12 protein-coding genes are annotated in these 13,930 nt (G+C 71.7%); 4 read left to right on the top strand and 8 right to left on the bottom strand.

Annotation, left to right across the window (positions count from 1 at the left end; genetic code table 11):
* Positions 1–129 precede the first annotated feature (129 nt).
* Together C466_RS11695 and C466_RS11690 are read right to left on the bottom strand one after the other, a co-directional pair.
* Positions 130–1,164, bottom strand: a complete 1,035-nt coding sequence (locus C466_RS11695; RefSeq protein WP_004595776.1) for a glycosyltransferase family 4 protein — start codon at positions 1,162–1,164, stop codon at positions 130–132.
* 58 nt (positions 1,165–1,222) lie between these two features.
* The gene (locus C466_RS11690) at positions 1,223–2,089 is read right to left on the bottom strand and encodes a hypothetical protein (RefSeq protein ID WP_004595777.1); all 867 of its coding nucleotides are present in this window, start codon (positions 2,087–2,089) and stop codon (positions 1,223–1,225) included.
* 150 nt (positions 2,090–2,239) lie between these two features.
* On the opposite strand from C466_RS11690, the gene C466_RS11685 reads away from it, so the two are divergent.
* Entirely contained in the window at positions 2,240–3,253 is a 1,014-nt protein-coding gene (locus tag C466_RS11685) for a lysylphosphatidylglycerol synthase transmembrane domain-containing protein (protein ID WP_049897437.1), read from the top strand.
* 9 nt (positions 3,254–3,262) lie between these two features.
* On the opposite strand, the gene C466_RS11680 is transcribed toward C466_RS11685, so the two are convergent.
* From C466_RS11680 to C466_RS11670, 3 genes are all read right to left on the bottom strand, one after another.
* On the bottom strand, positions 3,263–3,739 hold the full coding sequence (locus C466_RS11680) for a hypothetical protein (RefSeq protein WP_004595779.1): 477 nt from the start codon (positions 3,737–3,739) through the stop codon (positions 3,263–3,265).
* A gap of 78 nt (positions 3,740–3,817) precedes the next feature.
* Positions 3,818–5,560, bottom strand: a complete 1,743-nt coding sequence (locus C466_RS11675; RefSeq protein ID WP_004595780.1) for a DUF2070 family protein — start codon at positions 5,558–5,560, stop codon at positions 3,818–3,820.
* Positions 5,561–6,625, bottom strand: a complete 1,065-nt coding sequence (locus C466_RS11670) for a glycosyltransferase (RefSeq protein WP_004595781.1) — start codon at positions 6,623–6,625, stop codon at positions 5,561–5,563. It lies immediately after the preceding gene.
* A 257-nt stretch (positions 6,626–6,882) separates the two neighbouring features.
* Here C466_RS11670 and C466_RS11665 point away from each other — a divergent pair, with 257 nt between their 5' ends.
* Positions 6,883–8,367 carry a bifunctional ADP-dependent NAD(P)H-hydrate dehydratase/NAD(P)H-hydrate epimerase gene (locus C466_RS11665; protein WP_004595782.1) on the top strand — a complete coding sequence of 495 codons (1,485 nt, stop codon included), beginning with the start codon at positions 6,883–6,885 and terminating at the stop codon, positions 8,365–8,367.
* Positions 8,360–8,902, top strand: a complete 543-nt coding sequence (moaC, locus tag C466_RS11660; protein ID WP_004595783.1) for a cyclic pyranopterin monophosphate synthase MoaC — start codon at positions 8,360–8,362, stop codon at positions 8,900–8,902. The genes C466_RS11665 and moaC overlap by 8 nt, the downstream gene beginning before the upstream one ends.
* A 56-nt stretch (positions 8,903–8,958) precedes the next feature.
* Here moaC and C466_RS11655 read toward each other — a convergent pair whose 3' ends face one another.
* Together C466_RS11655 and gcvT are read right to left on the bottom strand one after the other, a co-directional pair.
* Entirely contained in the window at positions 8,959–10,719 is a 1,761-nt protein-coding gene (locus C466_RS11655; RefSeq protein ID WP_004595784.1) for a formate--tetrahydrofolate ligase, read from the bottom strand.
* A gap of 55 nt (positions 10,720–10,774) precedes the next feature.
* The gene (gene gcvT / locus C466_RS11650) at positions 10,775–11,959 is read right to left on the bottom strand and encodes a glycine cleavage system aminomethyltransferase GcvT (protein ID WP_004595785.1); all 1,185 of its coding nucleotides are present in this window, start codon (positions 11,957–11,959) and stop codon (positions 10,775–10,777) included.
* A gap of 132 nt (positions 11,960–12,091) precedes the next feature.
* Between gcvT and C466_RS11645 the strand changes: the two genes are divergently transcribed.
* Positions 12,092–12,754, top strand: coding sequence for a S26 family signal peptidase (locus C466_RS11645; protein WP_004595786.1), 663 nt, complete (start codon positions 12,092–12,094; stop codon positions 12,752–12,754).
* A 479-nt stretch (positions 12,755–13,233) separates the two neighbouring features.
* On the opposite strand, the gene C466_RS11640 is transcribed toward C466_RS11645, so the two are convergent.
* The gene (locus tag C466_RS11640; protein WP_004595787.1) at positions 13,234–13,857 is read right to left on the bottom strand and encodes an NYN domain-containing protein; all 624 of its coding nucleotides are present in this window, start codon (positions 13,855–13,857) and stop codon (positions 13,234–13,236) included.
* Positions 13,858–13,930 lie beyond the last annotated feature (73 nt).

Below are 13,930 nucleotides of genomic sequence, written 5' to 3'. Positions count from 1 at the left end.
GTGTCGGACACCGCTGACGCGGTGTCCTTGTCCTCTTCGACACGACAGCGACAGCTCGCCAGTATCAACAATCTCCTACGGAAGAGCGTCGTTCATATCTCGTTACTCACGGACGAATGCCACCGATACTCAGACCAGATCCGCGTACAGGTCCCGGTAGCGCTCGGCGATCGCCGACAGGGAGAACGCCTCGCTGCGTTCGGCGGCGTTCGCGCCGAGTTCCGCCCGCCGGTCCGGGTCCCGGAGTTCGTCGATGGCCTCGACGAACCCCTCCACGTCGTCGCCGCGAGCGCGGTCGTCCCGGTCGCCCGTCCCGGCCTCCCCGTCGTCGCGGTCGCCCACCTTCAGGCAGTCCTCGCCGTCCTTCAGCCACGAGAACGTCTCGATGTCGCGGACGACGACCGGCTTTCCGGCCGCCATCGCCTCCAGCAGCGCGATCCCCTCGTTCTCCTCGTGGGTCGGGAAACAGAACACGTCCCCCGCGGCGTACGCGCCGCGGATGTCTTCGACGAACCCCGTGAACGTGCAGTTCGACGGCGCCTCGTCGACGAGCCGCTTCGTCTCGCGACCCTTCAGCGAGCGGTCGATGTGGCCGAACCACGCGAAGTCCACGTCGGGGGTTCGGTGGGCGGTCTCGACGAACGTCTCCAACCCTTTCCGCTTGATCACGTGACCGACCATGAACACCGTCGGCGAATCGAGGTCGTAGCGCTCGCGGTACTCGGCTTCCAGCGCCTCGAACCCGTCGAGCTTCTCCCGGTCGACGCCGTTCGAGATCACCGTGGTCGGCGCGTCGGTGTACCCCTCGATCACGTCGCGGTTGTACTCGGAGGGACAGACGAGCCGGTCGGCGAGCCCGTAGGCGCGCCGGAGGTACGGCTTCAGCGGCCGCGCGAGCGCGTTAGTGAATCGGAAGCTGTCGCCGAAGTCCTCGGCGGTGACGTGGGTGTGCGCGACCACCGGGACGCCCGCCTTCCGGGCGCGGCGCGCGTACCAGACCGAGCGCGGCCCCATCAGGTTCAGATGGAGCACGTCGGCGTCCAGCGTCGGCTCGGTGGTGTACTCGATCCCGGTCCGGTCGAACATCTTCCGCTGGTGGTCGACGGACGCCGCCATGCCGCCGGTGACGTGCTCCTCGAACTCGAAGTAGTGGCTGACCTTCATCGGTGGAGCGGCGCTCGCGGCCGCGCGGCGCTCGCGTCTCGGGACCCCTCGCGGCCGGTCACTCGACTTCCAGCCACGGGACCTCCATCAGCGCGGGGATGTACGTCTCGATGTGGTGCTCCCAGACGCCCTCCTCGCCGAACGCCTCGCCGTGGTCGGCGGTGACGACTACGTCGCCGTCGAGCTCCTCGACGAGCTCCGAGACGCTCTCTAAGGCGATCCGGAGGTTCTCCTCGTACATCGACAGCGCGGTCACGCGCGTGCCGTCCTTCACGAGGTCCTTCGGGTCGAGTTCGAGCCACAGGCCGGCCTTCTGTGCGAACTCGCTGTCGTCCAGCCGGCTCTCGATCTTCGGCCGGACGGTGTCGCTGAGCGAGGAGAGCAGGCCGCCGTCGTCGTCGCCGCCGTCGCTCGCCTCTTCTTCCCCCTGCTCTCTGATCCCCTTCTGGATCTGCTTGAGCTTCTGTCCCTTCCCGCGGGAGAGGTAGGGAGCGTGCGGCTGCATGTAGTGGAGGACGGTGCGGTCGGCGCGCTCGACGGCGTCTTGGTTGCGGTGGAACGCGTCCGCGAGCCCCTCCGGCGGGACGGTCCCGAGGTCGTCGTCCCAGTCGGTCTTCCAGACGTCGTGGATGTCGCTGATGTGCTCGGAGGCCGTCCACTCGTAGTCGCAGCTCGCGCCCCACTTCAGCTCGTTCAGCGGGATCCCGAGGTCGTTGATGAACGGGTTCCCGGAGAAGTACGCGATGTCGTGGTCGTCGGTGAACGTGCGGTAGGCCCACTCCGGCGTCGAGGAGCCGACGCTCTTCCGCTTCTCGAGCGTGCCGTCGAGGTACTCGTCGTACACGTCCGCGAACACGTCGTACCGGCATGCGTCGAGAACCAGGCAGTAGTCCCACTCCGACTCGAGGAACCGCTGATCTTCCATTGGGTGGGCCGTCGGCCCGGCGGTACGTATGTATTCTCATTCTCGGCCCGGCACCGCGGGGGCCGCCGACGGGACGCAGTCCCGGGAGGCGGCCTTCGCCCGACGGACGCGAAGCAGACGTTTCAAGTTCGCTACGGCGCCACCCTGCCTATGGAAGGCCCACAACGGCGCGCGCTAATCTTGGGGGCGGGCGGCGCCGTCCTCCTCCTCGCGGTGCTTTTCGTCGTCGTCGGGGTCGATCGCGTCGTCGACGCGCTCGCCGCCGCGGACCCGGTCCTCGTCGCCCTGACCGCCGGTCTCGGCCTCTGTTGGCTCGCGGCGTGGAGCCTCATGCTGCGCGCCGTGTTGGGCGCGCTCGACGTCGAGATGTCGGTCCGGACCGCCTTTTTGGTCTACAGCGGCGCCGCCTTCGCGAACAACGTCACCCCGTTCGGGCAGGCGGGCGGCGAGCCGGTCGCCGCGGCCCTCATCTCGAAGGTGGGAGAGGCGCGCTACGAGACGGGGCTCGTCGGCATCGCGAGCGTCGACGTGCTCAACGTCGTCCCCTCGGTGTCCCTCGTGTTCCTCGGCGTGGGGTCGTACGCGGCCACCACCGCGGTCGGCGACCGCGTCGGGTTCGCCGTCGCGAGCGCGGTCGCGCTGATCGCCGCCATCGTCTCGGCGATCGCGTTCGTCTGGCGCTACCGCGTGGCGGTCGTCGACCGCGTTCCGGGCGCGATCGGGCCGTTCCTCGGCCGGTTCGACCGCTTCGACGCCGAGACGATCGAGGCCGGGCTCGCGGACCGGCTGGGGAACTTCTTCGCCGACATCGAGCGCGTCGGCACCGACCGCCCGCGGCTCCTCGGGATCGTCGCGCTCTCGCTCCTCGGCTGGCTCTTCCAGGCGGCCGCGCTCACGGCCGCGTTCGCCGCGGTCGGCCACCCGATCTCGCCGCTGATCCCGGTCTTCGTCGTCCCCCTGTCGTACGTGGCGGGCGCGACGCCCCTGCCCGGCGGCCTCGGCGGCATCGAGGCCGCGCTCGTCGGCCTGCTCGTCCCCACGACCGGGGTCGCCGCGTCCGCGATCACCGCCGCGGTCCTCGTGTTCCGCGGCGCGGTCTACTGGCTGCCGATGGTGATCGGCGGCGCTTCGGCCTCCGCGCTGGGCGTGAAGGCGTTCGAGTAGCGCGGGTCGTCACGGACCGCCGGTTCCCTCCGAGCGACGCCGCAGTGCCACCCCCAGCGCGAACGCCGCGCTCCCGAGCGTGAGCGCTATCGCGAGCGCGACGACCGGGCCGATCCGGAGTCCGGTCAGCAGTTCGGCGCGGGGACTCAGCGCGACGATCGACGGTCGCGGGACCGCGTAGCCGCCGGCGTCGAGCGTATCGCCGCGAACGACCGCCGCGAGCGGCGGGATCACGTAGATCCAGATCGTCGCGAGGAACGTCGCTCCCCACCCCGCGACGAGGCCGCCGCGGTGCCGACCGGCGTACCCGGCGCCCGCGAGGCCGACCGCGACGAGGGCGGCCCAGATCGGGTACCGTCCGGTGGTCCGCATCGGCTCCCACGGGAGGGCGACGAGGAGCGACGCGGCGGCGAACGCGGCCGCGACCGCGCCGAGCGCGCGTTTCGGGGACCGGCCGGTTCCGAGGAGGAGGGCTCGCGAGACCATGGGGACGCGTCGACGGGAGCGCACAAAAGCGACGGGGACCGCTCGCTCGGGGGCGGCTCCGCTGGCGCTGGCCCTGGTTCAGAAGAACAGCCACAGCACGAGCAGCGCGTACAGCGTCACGAGCGAGATGATCGTCAGGCGGATGAGGATGTTGACGCTGAACACGAGCCCGTTGTAGTCGTTCTTCAGGAGCTTCACCGGCTCCGTGCGGCGGCTCTCGAATCCCACCGTCGCGGGCGCGACGTCGTCGACGGCGCGGTCGACCGCGCGCTCGATGGCGTCGACATCGGACTCGCGCATGTTCGCCAGCTCGTGGATCGACGCGTGGGTGTCCGTCGAGAAGGGGATCACCGCGTCGAACTCCTCGCGGTAGGCGTCGGCGGTCGCCCGCACGTCCGGGGTGAGTCCGTTCGTGTCGACCCCGATCCAGAGCACCTCCTGGCCGTCGACGGCCTCGACCATCGCCAGCGCGTCTTGGCCGGTCCGCGTCACGGCGAACCCGGCGGCGTAGTCGTCCGCGAGCTCGGCGTCCGCGAGGCGCTCGCGGAACTCGTCGAACGCGCGCTTCAGGCGGTCGGCCTCGGCGGAGCCGTACTGGATCTCCACGTCGGGGCCGTTCTGGATGTCGTGTCTGTGCTGGTCGATCAACAGTACCTCGTCGTTGTCGACGTCGCGCATGAACACGCCGGTGTCGTAGTCGTCGATCCCCTCGCCGTGGAGGACGATCACCTCCTTGTCGCCGATCCGGCGGCCGTGGAACCGCACGTCGGCGTACCCCTCTCGCTCGCCGTAGGACTCCGTGACGAGCCGGGACGTGCGTTCGGTCCGCTCCGGCGCCGCGACCGCGTCGAGGATCCGCTCCGCGTCCGCCGGGTTCGAGAGGTCCTCCTTGTGCGTACACGGGACGTGGAAGAAGAACCCGGCCGAGCCGTCAGCGGCGGCCCCGACACCGCCGTCGGTCGCGGCCTCGTCGCGGTCGCGCTCGCCCCCGTCGGCCTCGCGGCCGTCGTTCAGCGCGTCGATCAGGTTTCCGCTCAGCTGGCCGCCGCCGAAGCCGCCGAGGGGGCCCGGGTGGACCCACGGGGCCGCGACCGTGAGCCGGTCCCCGTTGTCGACGGCGAACGTCTCGACGGACGGGCGGGCCTCGACGCCGAGATCGAGTGACTCGCGGTCGTTCCGGAGGAGCCCGGAGGTGAGCGCGAACGCCGAGACGTCGGTGTTGCTCTTGATCAGGTAGTCGACGACGAGGAGGACCAGCACGAGGAAGCCGGCCGCAATGAGCAGCGACGCGAACGCGAACACGTGGCGGTACGTCGAGAAGCCGAGGTCGCTGCCGCCCAGCGCGTAGAACGCGGTGATGAGCGCCGCCGGCTCGACGAGCGACACGAGGAGGATCCGGTCGGAGCGGTCGATGCCCGTCGAGACGACGAGCACCAGGATGTTGATCAGGTACAGCGTGATGAAGCTCAGCCAGATGATGCTCCAGGCGTTCCCGACGTTGTTCGCGCCGGTGAGCACCAGCGCGTACACGAACAGGACGAACTGCGAGGTGAGCGCCAGGAAGTAGCTCCACGGCCGCGGGTAGCCGTCGAGGACGCGGGGGAACAGCTCCGCGGCGACGACGAACGGGATCAGGAAGATGAGGGCGGCCACCGGAACGATCTGCGACGGGTCGGGAGCGAACGGCGTGAAGAGCCGGATTCCGGCGAACGTGGCGACGCCGTACACGGCGCTGAGGAGGACGAGCGCGACCGCCTGAAGCCGGAGTCGCGGCACCGAGAAGATGAACCGCTGGAACGCGTCGACGTTGTCCGCGCCCATCTACCCGGCCACCCCGTATATCGATTCGAGTTCGTCTATCGTCTGTTCCACAGAGAACCGCTCGACGGCCGCGCGGGTGTCCCTGTCGCCGTCGAGGCAGTCGCGGACCGCGCGCTCCATGTCGTCGAGGTCGCCGAGCGCGAACCGCGCGCCGTTCTCGGGACCGATCGTCTCGTCGAACGGCGCGACGTCCGCGGCGGCCACCGGGGTGCCGCAGGCGTTCGCCTCCAGCGTCGAGAGCCCGAGCGTGTCGCAGGTCGACGCCGTGAGGAAGACGTCGAGGGCGGCGTAGAAGTCGGGGAGCTCCTCCCGGGGGAGGAAGTCGTGGAACCGGACGTTCTCCGGCGCGTCCGCCTCCAGCTCCGCGCGGACGGGTCCCTCGCCGACGAGTTCGAACCGGACCTCGGGCAGCCGCTCGGCGAGCCGGAGCGTCTCGTCGACGTTCTTCTTGTGGGTCATCCGGCCGCTGTACCCGACTACCGGCGCGTCGGCCGCGGTCGGGCCGCCGTCGGTCGCGAGCGCGGCCACCCGGGCCCCCTCGCGCGGCCGGAACCGGTCCATCTCGATCCCGACCGGGAGCCGGTACGGCTCCACGTCGCGGCGGATCCGCGAGGTAGATGCCGTGACGCAGTCGAAGGCGTTCAAAAAGCGGTTCTCGTAGGCCACGTACGCCCGCCCGGCGAGCGAGGCGAGCCGCTCCGACTTGAGCCCCTGAACGAAGTAGTCCTCGACGGGGGTGTGGTGGGTGTACACCGAGGTCGCACCGTACCGCTTCGCGTACCGAAGTCCCATTAGGCCGGTCGACGCCGGGCCGTGACAGTGGACCACGTCGAGGTCGGGGAGCGTCGACAGGCGGCGGTAGGTCGGGAGGCGGTACTGTCGGTAGAAGGGGTTCGGCAGCGAGGGGACCGGTATCTCGCGCTCGTCGGGCTCGTGGCTGCTCTCCGGATACACGACGTACACGTCGTGCCCCCGGGACTCGAGGCGGTCGCGCCACGCCTGAATGGTGTAGGTGACGCCGTCGATGCCGGGGAAGTAGCTGTCGGTGAAGAAGCCGATGTTCATGGTCGCGTCTGGCGGTTGGGGGGCTGCCGGCGGCCGGGGCCGCCGCGGAGAGGCCTGTCGGCGGGGACTGCGCCGATCGGGGCGGGGCTCGGGTCGTCGTCCGCGCCGACGGCTACTGCGAGTACCACGGTCATTCGCGGACTTCACCACCTGACCGCTTCAACATTTTCATTTCTCGAGACCGCGCTCCGGGGCCGCCAGCGGGCGGCACGCCCCGACCCCGCCCGCTTAATCCCTCGGCGCCCGAACCGACGACTATGATCACGACCGACCGCATGGCGGCCGTCGACGCCAACGCGGCCGCGCTCGGCGTGCCCCGCAAACAGCTGATGGAGTCGTCCGGCAACGCGGTCGCCCGCGAGGTGCGAGCCGTCGCGGACCCCGGGGCGACCGTCGCGCTCGTCTGCGGCCGCGGGAACAACGGCGGCGACGCGCTCGTCGCGGCGCGGTTCCTGAAGGGGTACGACGTGACCGTCTCCCTGCTCGGTCGCCCCGAGGCGATCCGGACCGATATCGCGCGAGAGAACTGGGACGCGCTCGAAAGCGCGGAGATTCCGCGCGAGGCCGTCGCCGACTCTCGCGGCCTCAACCTCACCGGCCCCGACGGCGACGACCCGGACGTCGTCGTCGACGCGATGCTCGGCTCCGGAATCTCGGGCGGGCTCCGGGAGCCGGAACGGACCGCGGCCGCCGCGATCAACGCGAGCGACGCGACCGTGATCGCGGTCGACGTCCCCTCCGGTATCGACGCCGACACCGGGGATCCGACCGGCGGTTCGGGGGAGACCTCCGTCGACGCCGACGAGGGCGCCGTCGCCGTACACGCCGACCGCGTGGTGACGTTCCACGACGAGAAGCCCGGACTGGACTCGCTAGACGCCGCCGTCACGGTCGCTGACATCGGGATCCCGGCCGCCGCGGAGCGGTTCACCGGCCCGGGCGACCTGCTCGGGATCGACCGCGACCCGGACTCCCACAAGGGCGAGAACGGCGAGGTGCTGGTGGTCGGCGGGGGGCCGTACACCGGCGCGCCGACGCTGTCCGCGCTCGCCGCCCTCCGTGCGGGCGCCGACCTCGTCAGCGTGGCGTGTCCCGAGTCCGTCGCCGGCGCGGTCCAGGGGTTCTCGCCGAACCTCATCGTCCGCGCGCTGCCCGGCGACCGCGTCGGGCCCGCTCACGCGGACCGAGTCGCGTCGCTCGCGGCGGAGAACGACGTCGTCGTCCTCGGACCTGGGCTCGGGGGCGGCGACGGGACCGAGGCGTTCGTCCGCGAGTTCCTGACGGCGTTCGAGGGGCGCGCGGTCGTCGACGCGGACGCGCTCCGAGTCGTCCCCGACGTCGACACCGACGCCGAACTGATCTGTACGCCCCACCAAGGCGAACTCGTCGGTATGGGCGGCGAGACGGCGGAAGAGCCCGACGAGCGCGCGGAACTGGTCCGCGAGTTCGCGGCCGAACTGGACCACGCGCTGCTCGTGAAGGGCGCGGTCGACGTGATCGCCGACGCCGACGGCGCCCGGCTGAACCGCACCGGCAACCCCGGAATGACCGTCGGCGGGACCGGAGACGTGTTGGCGGGGACGGTCGGCGCGCTGGCGGCCGTGACCGACCCGTTCCGCGCGGCCGCGGTCGGCGCGTACGTCGTCGGTCGCGCGGGCGACGCGGCCGCGGAAGCGAACGGTGCCGGGCTGGTGGCGACGGACTTACCCGACCGGCTGCCGGAGGCGATGCGTAATGAGTGAGGAGGAAGGCAGCGCCGACAGGGGGGCCGACGGAGCGGGCGCGGAGCCCGCCGGCGCGGACGCGCTGACCCACACCGACGAGTCCGGCGACGTCCAGATGGTCGACGTCGGCGCGAAGCCCGACAGTAGCCGCCGCGCGGTCGCCCGCGGCGAGATCCGGCTGACGCCGGAGACGGTCGCAGCGGTCGAGGCCGACGCGGTCGAGAAGGGGGACGTGCTCGCGACCGCCCGGATCGGCGCGGTCCAGGCCGTGAAACACACCTGGGAGACGATCCCGATGTGCCACCAGATCCCCATCACGAACGTCGACACCGAATTTTCTGTCGGCGACGACCGGATAGAACTGACCGTCGCCGTCGAGACCACCGGGAAGACGGGCTGCGAGATGGAGGCGCTCGAGGGCGTCACGACCGGCCTCAACACCGTCTGGGACATGGTCAAGGCCGCCGAGAAGGACGCCGACGGGGGGTATCCCGACACGCGGATCGCGGACGTGGAAGTGGTCGACAAGCGAAAGGAGCGCGTCGGGGAGTAGGCCGATCGACGGGGCGCGGGCGCCGTCTCCCCGAGGGCGCCGCGAGGGTCGCCGCCTCAGAACAGCCCGGTCACGTCGCCGTCGGCGTCGACGTCGATGTCCTCGGCGGCGGGCTCGGCGGGGAGCCCCGGCATCGTCATCACGTCGGCGGTCTTCGCGACGACGAAGCCGGCGCCCGCCGAGGGTGTCACTTCGCGGATCGTCAGCGTCCACCCCTCCGGCACCCCGGTCCGCGCGGCGTCGCCGGACAGCGAGTACGGGGTCTTCGAGAGGCAGACGGGCAGGTCGCCGTACCCCCACCCCTCGACGCGCTCGACGTCGTCGGCCGCGCCGTCGACGTACTCGACGCCCGCGGCGCCGTACACCTCGCGGGCGACGGTCTCGATCTTCTCCCGAATCGGCGCGTCGACGTCGTACAGCGGCGAGAACGAGCCCGTCCCGGCGCGCTCGCGGACGAGCTCGGCCAGGTCGGTCGCGCCCGCGCCGCCGTCGCGGTAGGCGGTCGAGCGCGCGACCGGGATCCCGCGGTCCGCGATCGCCTCCTCCAGCGCCGCCAGTTCGGCCTCCGTGTCGTCGCCGAACACGTTGATCGCGGCGACCGTCGGGATCCCGAACGACTCGGCGATCGAGACGTGTTTCGCGACGTTGTCGACGCCGGCGCGGACCGCGCCCGGGTCCGGCTCCGCGAGGGCGTCGAAGTCGGTCGGCCACATCTCCAGCCCGTGGCGCTTCGCGCCGCGGACGGTGGCGACCACGACCGCGACGTCGGGGACTATCCCCTCCCGCGCGACGATGTTGCCGAACTTCTCCGCGCCGAGGTCGGCGCCGAAGCCCGCCTCGGTGACGAGGTAGTCGGCGAGCGCGGCGCCGACTCGGTCCGCGACGAGCGTGTTCGTCCCGTGCGCGATGTTCGCGAAGGGGCCGCCGTGGACGAACGCCGGAACGCCCTCGACCGTCTGGACGAGGTTCGGACGGAACGCGTCGCGGAGCAGCGCGGCCGCGGCGCCGGTCACGCCCAGGTCGTCCGGCGTCACCGGCTCGCCGTCCGCGTCGACGGCGAGGACGATGCGACCGATCCGCGCTTTTAAATCCTCCAGGTCGGACGCCAGCCCGAGGACCGCCATCAGCTCCGAGGCGGCGGTGATCACGAACTCGTCCTCGCGGGGGACGCCGCTCGCCGTCCCGCCGAGGCCGACGACCGTCTCGCGGAGCGCGCGGTCGTTGACGTCGAGCGCGCGCGGCCAGTGGACCCGCCGCGCGTCGATCTCCGCGTCGTTCCCCTGATGGAGGCGGTTGTCGAGCGCGGCCGCCAGGAGGTTGTGCGCCGACGTCAGCGCGTGGATGTCGCCGGTGAAGTGGAGGTTGATCGCCTCCATCGGCAAGACCTGCGAGTAGCCCCCGCCGGCCGCTCCGCCCTTGATCCCGAAGACCGGGCCGAGCGACGGCTCGCGCACGGCGACCGCGGTCCGCTCGCCCAGCTCCGCGAGGCCCTGGCCGAGCCCCACGGTCGTAACCGTCTTCCCCTCCCCCTTCGGGGTGGGCGACATGCCGGTCACGAGGACGGTCGTCCCGTCGAGTTCGCCCGGCGCGTCGGCCGCGCTCGCCCCGTCGCCAGCGCCCGCGGCGCCGCCGACGGCCTCGCGCACCGCCGCGTGCGTGAGCTTCGCGACGCCATCGCCGCGGCGCTCGACGTCGTCGGCTGAGAGACCGAGGTCGGCAGCGACGTCCTCGATCGGGCGGGGATCGGTCGCTCGCGCGACGGCGAGGTCGGACTCCGGTGCGCCGGTCGCGTCGCTCGCGGGATCAGTCGGTGCCATACCGGCGCTTCTCGGGCCGGTCTCATGAGGGTTGCTCGGTCCTTGCTGACAACCCTCACCGATCGAGGAACGGCGGGATCACGACCTCGGCGCGCTTCTCGTCGCCGCGCACGACGACGCTCACCTCGGCGCCGGCGTCGGCGTACGACTCGTGGAGGTAGCCGAGTCCGATCGGCTCGTCGAGCGTCGGGCTCATCGTCCCGGAGGTGAGCTTCCCGACGCGGGTGAGGTCGCCGTCGGTGACCGCGTAGCCGCCGCGGGGCACGCCGCGCTCGCGGAGGCGGACGCCGACGAACTTCTCGTCGACGCCCTGCTCCTTCTGGGCCTCCAAGGCGTCGCGGCCGACGAACTCCGTGTCGAGCTTCACGACGAACCCGATCCGGGCCTCGTAGGGCGTTCTGGGTTCGTTCTCGGGGTCGAAGTCCTGTCCGGAGAGCAGGAACCCCATCTCGGTGCGGAGCGTGTCTCGCGCGCCGAGCCCGCACGGCTGCGCCTCGCGCGGCGCGTCGACGAACGCGTCCCAGACGGCCTCGGCGGCGCCGGCGGGGCACATCACCTCGAAGCCGTCCTCGCCGGTGTAGCCGGTGCGCGCCACCCAGCTCTCGGTGTCCGCCACGGCCGCCGCCGTCGCCTCGAACTTCGAGAGGTCGATGACGCGGTCGCGCGGCGTGGCCTCGTCGAGGGCGTCGGCCGCGTCGGGGCCCTGGACCGCGAGCATCGCCCAGTCGTCGGTGGCGTTCGCGACGGTCGCGTCGAGGTCCCACTCGTCGCGGTGCGCGGTCCAGCGGTCCTCCATCTGCTCGTCGTGGCCCGCGTTCGGCACGAAGAGGTAGGCGGGGTCGCCGCTCGGCGCGTCGAGGTCGCCGCCGTGGGCGTCCTCCAAGTCCGCGAGCGACGCGGCCCCCTCGCCGGCCGCGGTGCCGTCCGGAAGTCGGTAGACGACCGTGTCGTCGAGCATCACGCCCGCCTCGTTCGTGATCGCGGCGTACTGGGAGTCGCCGGGGTCGAGCGAGGTCACGTCGTTGGTCGTGAGCCGGTTCATCAGCGCTGTCGCGTCCGGGCCGGCCACCTCGATCTCCCCCATGTGCGAGACGTCGAAGACGCCCACGGACTCGCGGACGGCCGCGTGTTCCGTCCGGATCGAGTCGAACTCGACCGGCATCTGCCAGCCGCCGAAGTCGGTGAACTTGGCGCCGCGCGCGTCGTGAGCGTCGTGGAGCGGAGGGAGGCGATCGGTCATACTCGCACCTCACCGGGACGAACCTAAGGCTTTGTGACATCGGCGGTCCGCTCGGCGAGCGCGTCGCGGCCGGCGCGGTCATCGCCGGACCCGGCCGACAGCCTCAAGCGGTCGCCGGTCCCCGTATCGGGCGTGAGCAGCCGTCGCCCCGATCGCACCGGTCTCGTCGCGCCCGCGGTCGCGGTCCTCCTGATCGCGGTCCTGCTCGGGTCGCTCGTCGGGACGTGGCCGCCGTTCGTCGCCGTCGAGAGCGGTAGCATGGCGCCCGGCGTCGAGCGCGGCGACCTCGTCGTCGTCACGGACACCGACCGCGCGCCGTGGGGCGACCTCTCGACCGCCGCCGACCCGGACGCCCCGACGCGCCTCGGTGAGGCGGGCGACGTGGTCGTCTACACGGTTCCGGGCGCCGGTGGGAGACCGGTGTTCCACCGACTGGCGTTTCCCGTCGACGCCGGCGAGGACTGGACCGACCGGGCGGACCCGGAGCTCCTCGCGGGCGACTGCGACGAACTCGCGACCTGTCCGGCGGCGTACGACGGGTACGTCACGTACGGCGACGCGAACGAGCTGTACGACCAGAGCGCCGGCATCGCGCCGGTCGTCCCCGACGAGTGGATCGCCGGCAAGGCGCTGTTCGCGGTGCCGGATCTCGGGTGGATCCGGGTGGGGATCGACGCGGCGGCCGCGCGGTACGGCGGGGTCGCGACCGGCGTCGTCCTCGTCGGCGGCGCGGGACTCGCGGGGGGCGTCGGCGCCCTTCTGGTAGGACGGCTCCGGCGTGGGAGGCGGCGGTGAGCCGATCCGGCCGGCGCGAGACAGTATTTAAACGGTGGCAAAGCGGCGGCACCGGTGATATATAAGGGCGGTGCGGTCAGCGCGCGCCTCCGAGCGGCCGCCCCCGGCGGCCGCGAGGAGCGCGTGTGAGGGACGCCGCGAGCGACCGGCGGGAGCGAGCGGCGAGGTTGGGGAGGTGTGAGGCTGCGGTGCTGTGCGGGGCGGGACTCAAAGGGGCAGTCGCCGGCGGCGGAGCCGCCGGCTGCCCGTGGCGCGTAGCGCCACGCTGCCGCGAGGGCGACGGCGCGCGACGTAAACACCGGAAGGAGCGAGCAACGCGAGCGACTGAGGAGCGCAACGAGCGTGCGCCCGCCTCGCGGCTGGGGCTTTGGAGGTGCTCTTCTCCAGAATACAGTGATTCGGTTATAAATAAGCGGCTGGGACTTCGGAGGCGGTCGTCGTCGATCCGCGACGTCTCTAATCGAGCTCGATTCCCAGTGCTACTGCGTCGAAGAGGTTTCCGCGGTCGTCTCGTCCTCGTCGCTCACGGACTCGCTCTTCGTATCGCCGTCGAGCGTCACGGAGCCGTTGGCGGCGTTCCGCAGCGCGTCGGAGCGACCGAACTCGCCGGGCGCGATGGCGAGCGTCCGGATCCCGTAGCCGTTCGCGGTCTCGACGACCGGCTTGAAGTCCGTGTCGCGGGAGGCGATCGCGAGGGTGTCCATCCGGCCCTCGGCCGCGAACCGCGCGGCGTCGACCGCGAGCTTCACGTCGACGTCGCCGCTCGTGATGACGACCTCGAAGCCGCGGGCCTCCGCGGCCTGGATCAGCCCCGGCGTCGCGTGCTCGTCGAGGTACAGGCGGGTGGTCACCAGCGGCCCCTCCGCCTCGCCGGCCCGCCGCACGTCGTCGAGGTCGACGTCGAACTCCTCGCGCAACACGTTCGGGCCGTCGACGAACAGCGCCACGCCGCCGGCGGTCGCGTCGGTCACGCCTTCTGCGCCTGCCACGCCTTCCGCGCCCGTCTCGCCGTCAGCCGTCACGGCGTCGGTGTCCGTCACGGTATCGGGATCCGTCACACCGCCGGCGGTCGGTTCGCTCTCCGGCCCGTCGCCTCGGTCCATGGCTCGCGTTCGCCGCCGGCGGAAATAGGTATGGTGGTCCGCGGGCGGTTCGGTGTGCCTCCGCCCGCCGAAC

This window comes from Halorubrum distributum JCM 10118 (assembly GCF_000337335.1).
GTDB classification, from domain to species: domain Archaea; phylum Halobacteriota; class Halobacteria; order Halobacteriales; family Haloferacaceae; genus Halorubrum; species Halorubrum distributum.
This window is presented reverse-complemented; position numbering and strand designations above follow the sequence as displayed.

Coding starts and splice junctions, on each gene's coding strand:
- moaC (WP_004595783.1), top strand. CDS start 8,360: ATGAGTGAGGAGGAAGGCAGCGCCGACAGGGGGGCCGACGGAGCGGGC.
- C466_RS11675 (WP_004595780.1), bottom strand. CDS start 5,560: ATGGGCGCGGACAACGTCGACGCGTTCCAGCGGTTCATCTTCTCGGTG.
- C466_RS11690 (WP_004595777.1), bottom strand. CDS start 2,089: ATGGAAGATCAGCGGTTCCTCGAGTCGGAGTGGGACTACTGCCTGGTT.
- C466_RS11640 (WP_004595787.1), bottom strand. CDS start 13,857: ATGGACCGAGGCGACGGGCCGGAGAGCGAACCGACCGCCGGCGGTGTG.
- C466_RS11695 (WP_004595776.1), bottom strand. CDS start 1,164: ATGAAGGTCAGCCACTACTTCGAGTTCGAGGAGCACGTCACCGGCGGC.
- gcvT (WP_004595785.1), bottom strand. CDS start 11,959: ATGACCGATCGCCTCCCTCCGCTCCACGACGCTCACGACGCGCGCGGC.
- C466_RS11685 (WP_049897437.1), top strand. CDS start 2,240: ATGGAAGGCCCACAACGGCGCGCGCTAATCTTGGGGGCGGGCGGCGCC.
- C466_RS11670 (WP_004595781.1), bottom strand. CDS start 6,625: ATGAACATCGGCTTCTTCACCGACAGCTACTTCCCCGGCATCGACGGC.
- C466_RS11665 (WP_004595782.1), top strand. CDS start 6,883: ATGATCACGACCGACCGCATGGCGGCCGTCGACGCCAACGCGGCCGCG.
- C466_RS11655 (WP_004595784.1), bottom strand. CDS start 10,719: ATGGCACCGACTGATCCCGCGAGCGACGCGACCGGCGCACCGGAGTCC.
- C466_RS11680 (WP_004595779.1), bottom strand. CDS start 3,739: ATGGTCTCGCGAGCCCTCCTCCTCGGAACCGGCCGGTCCCCGAAACGC.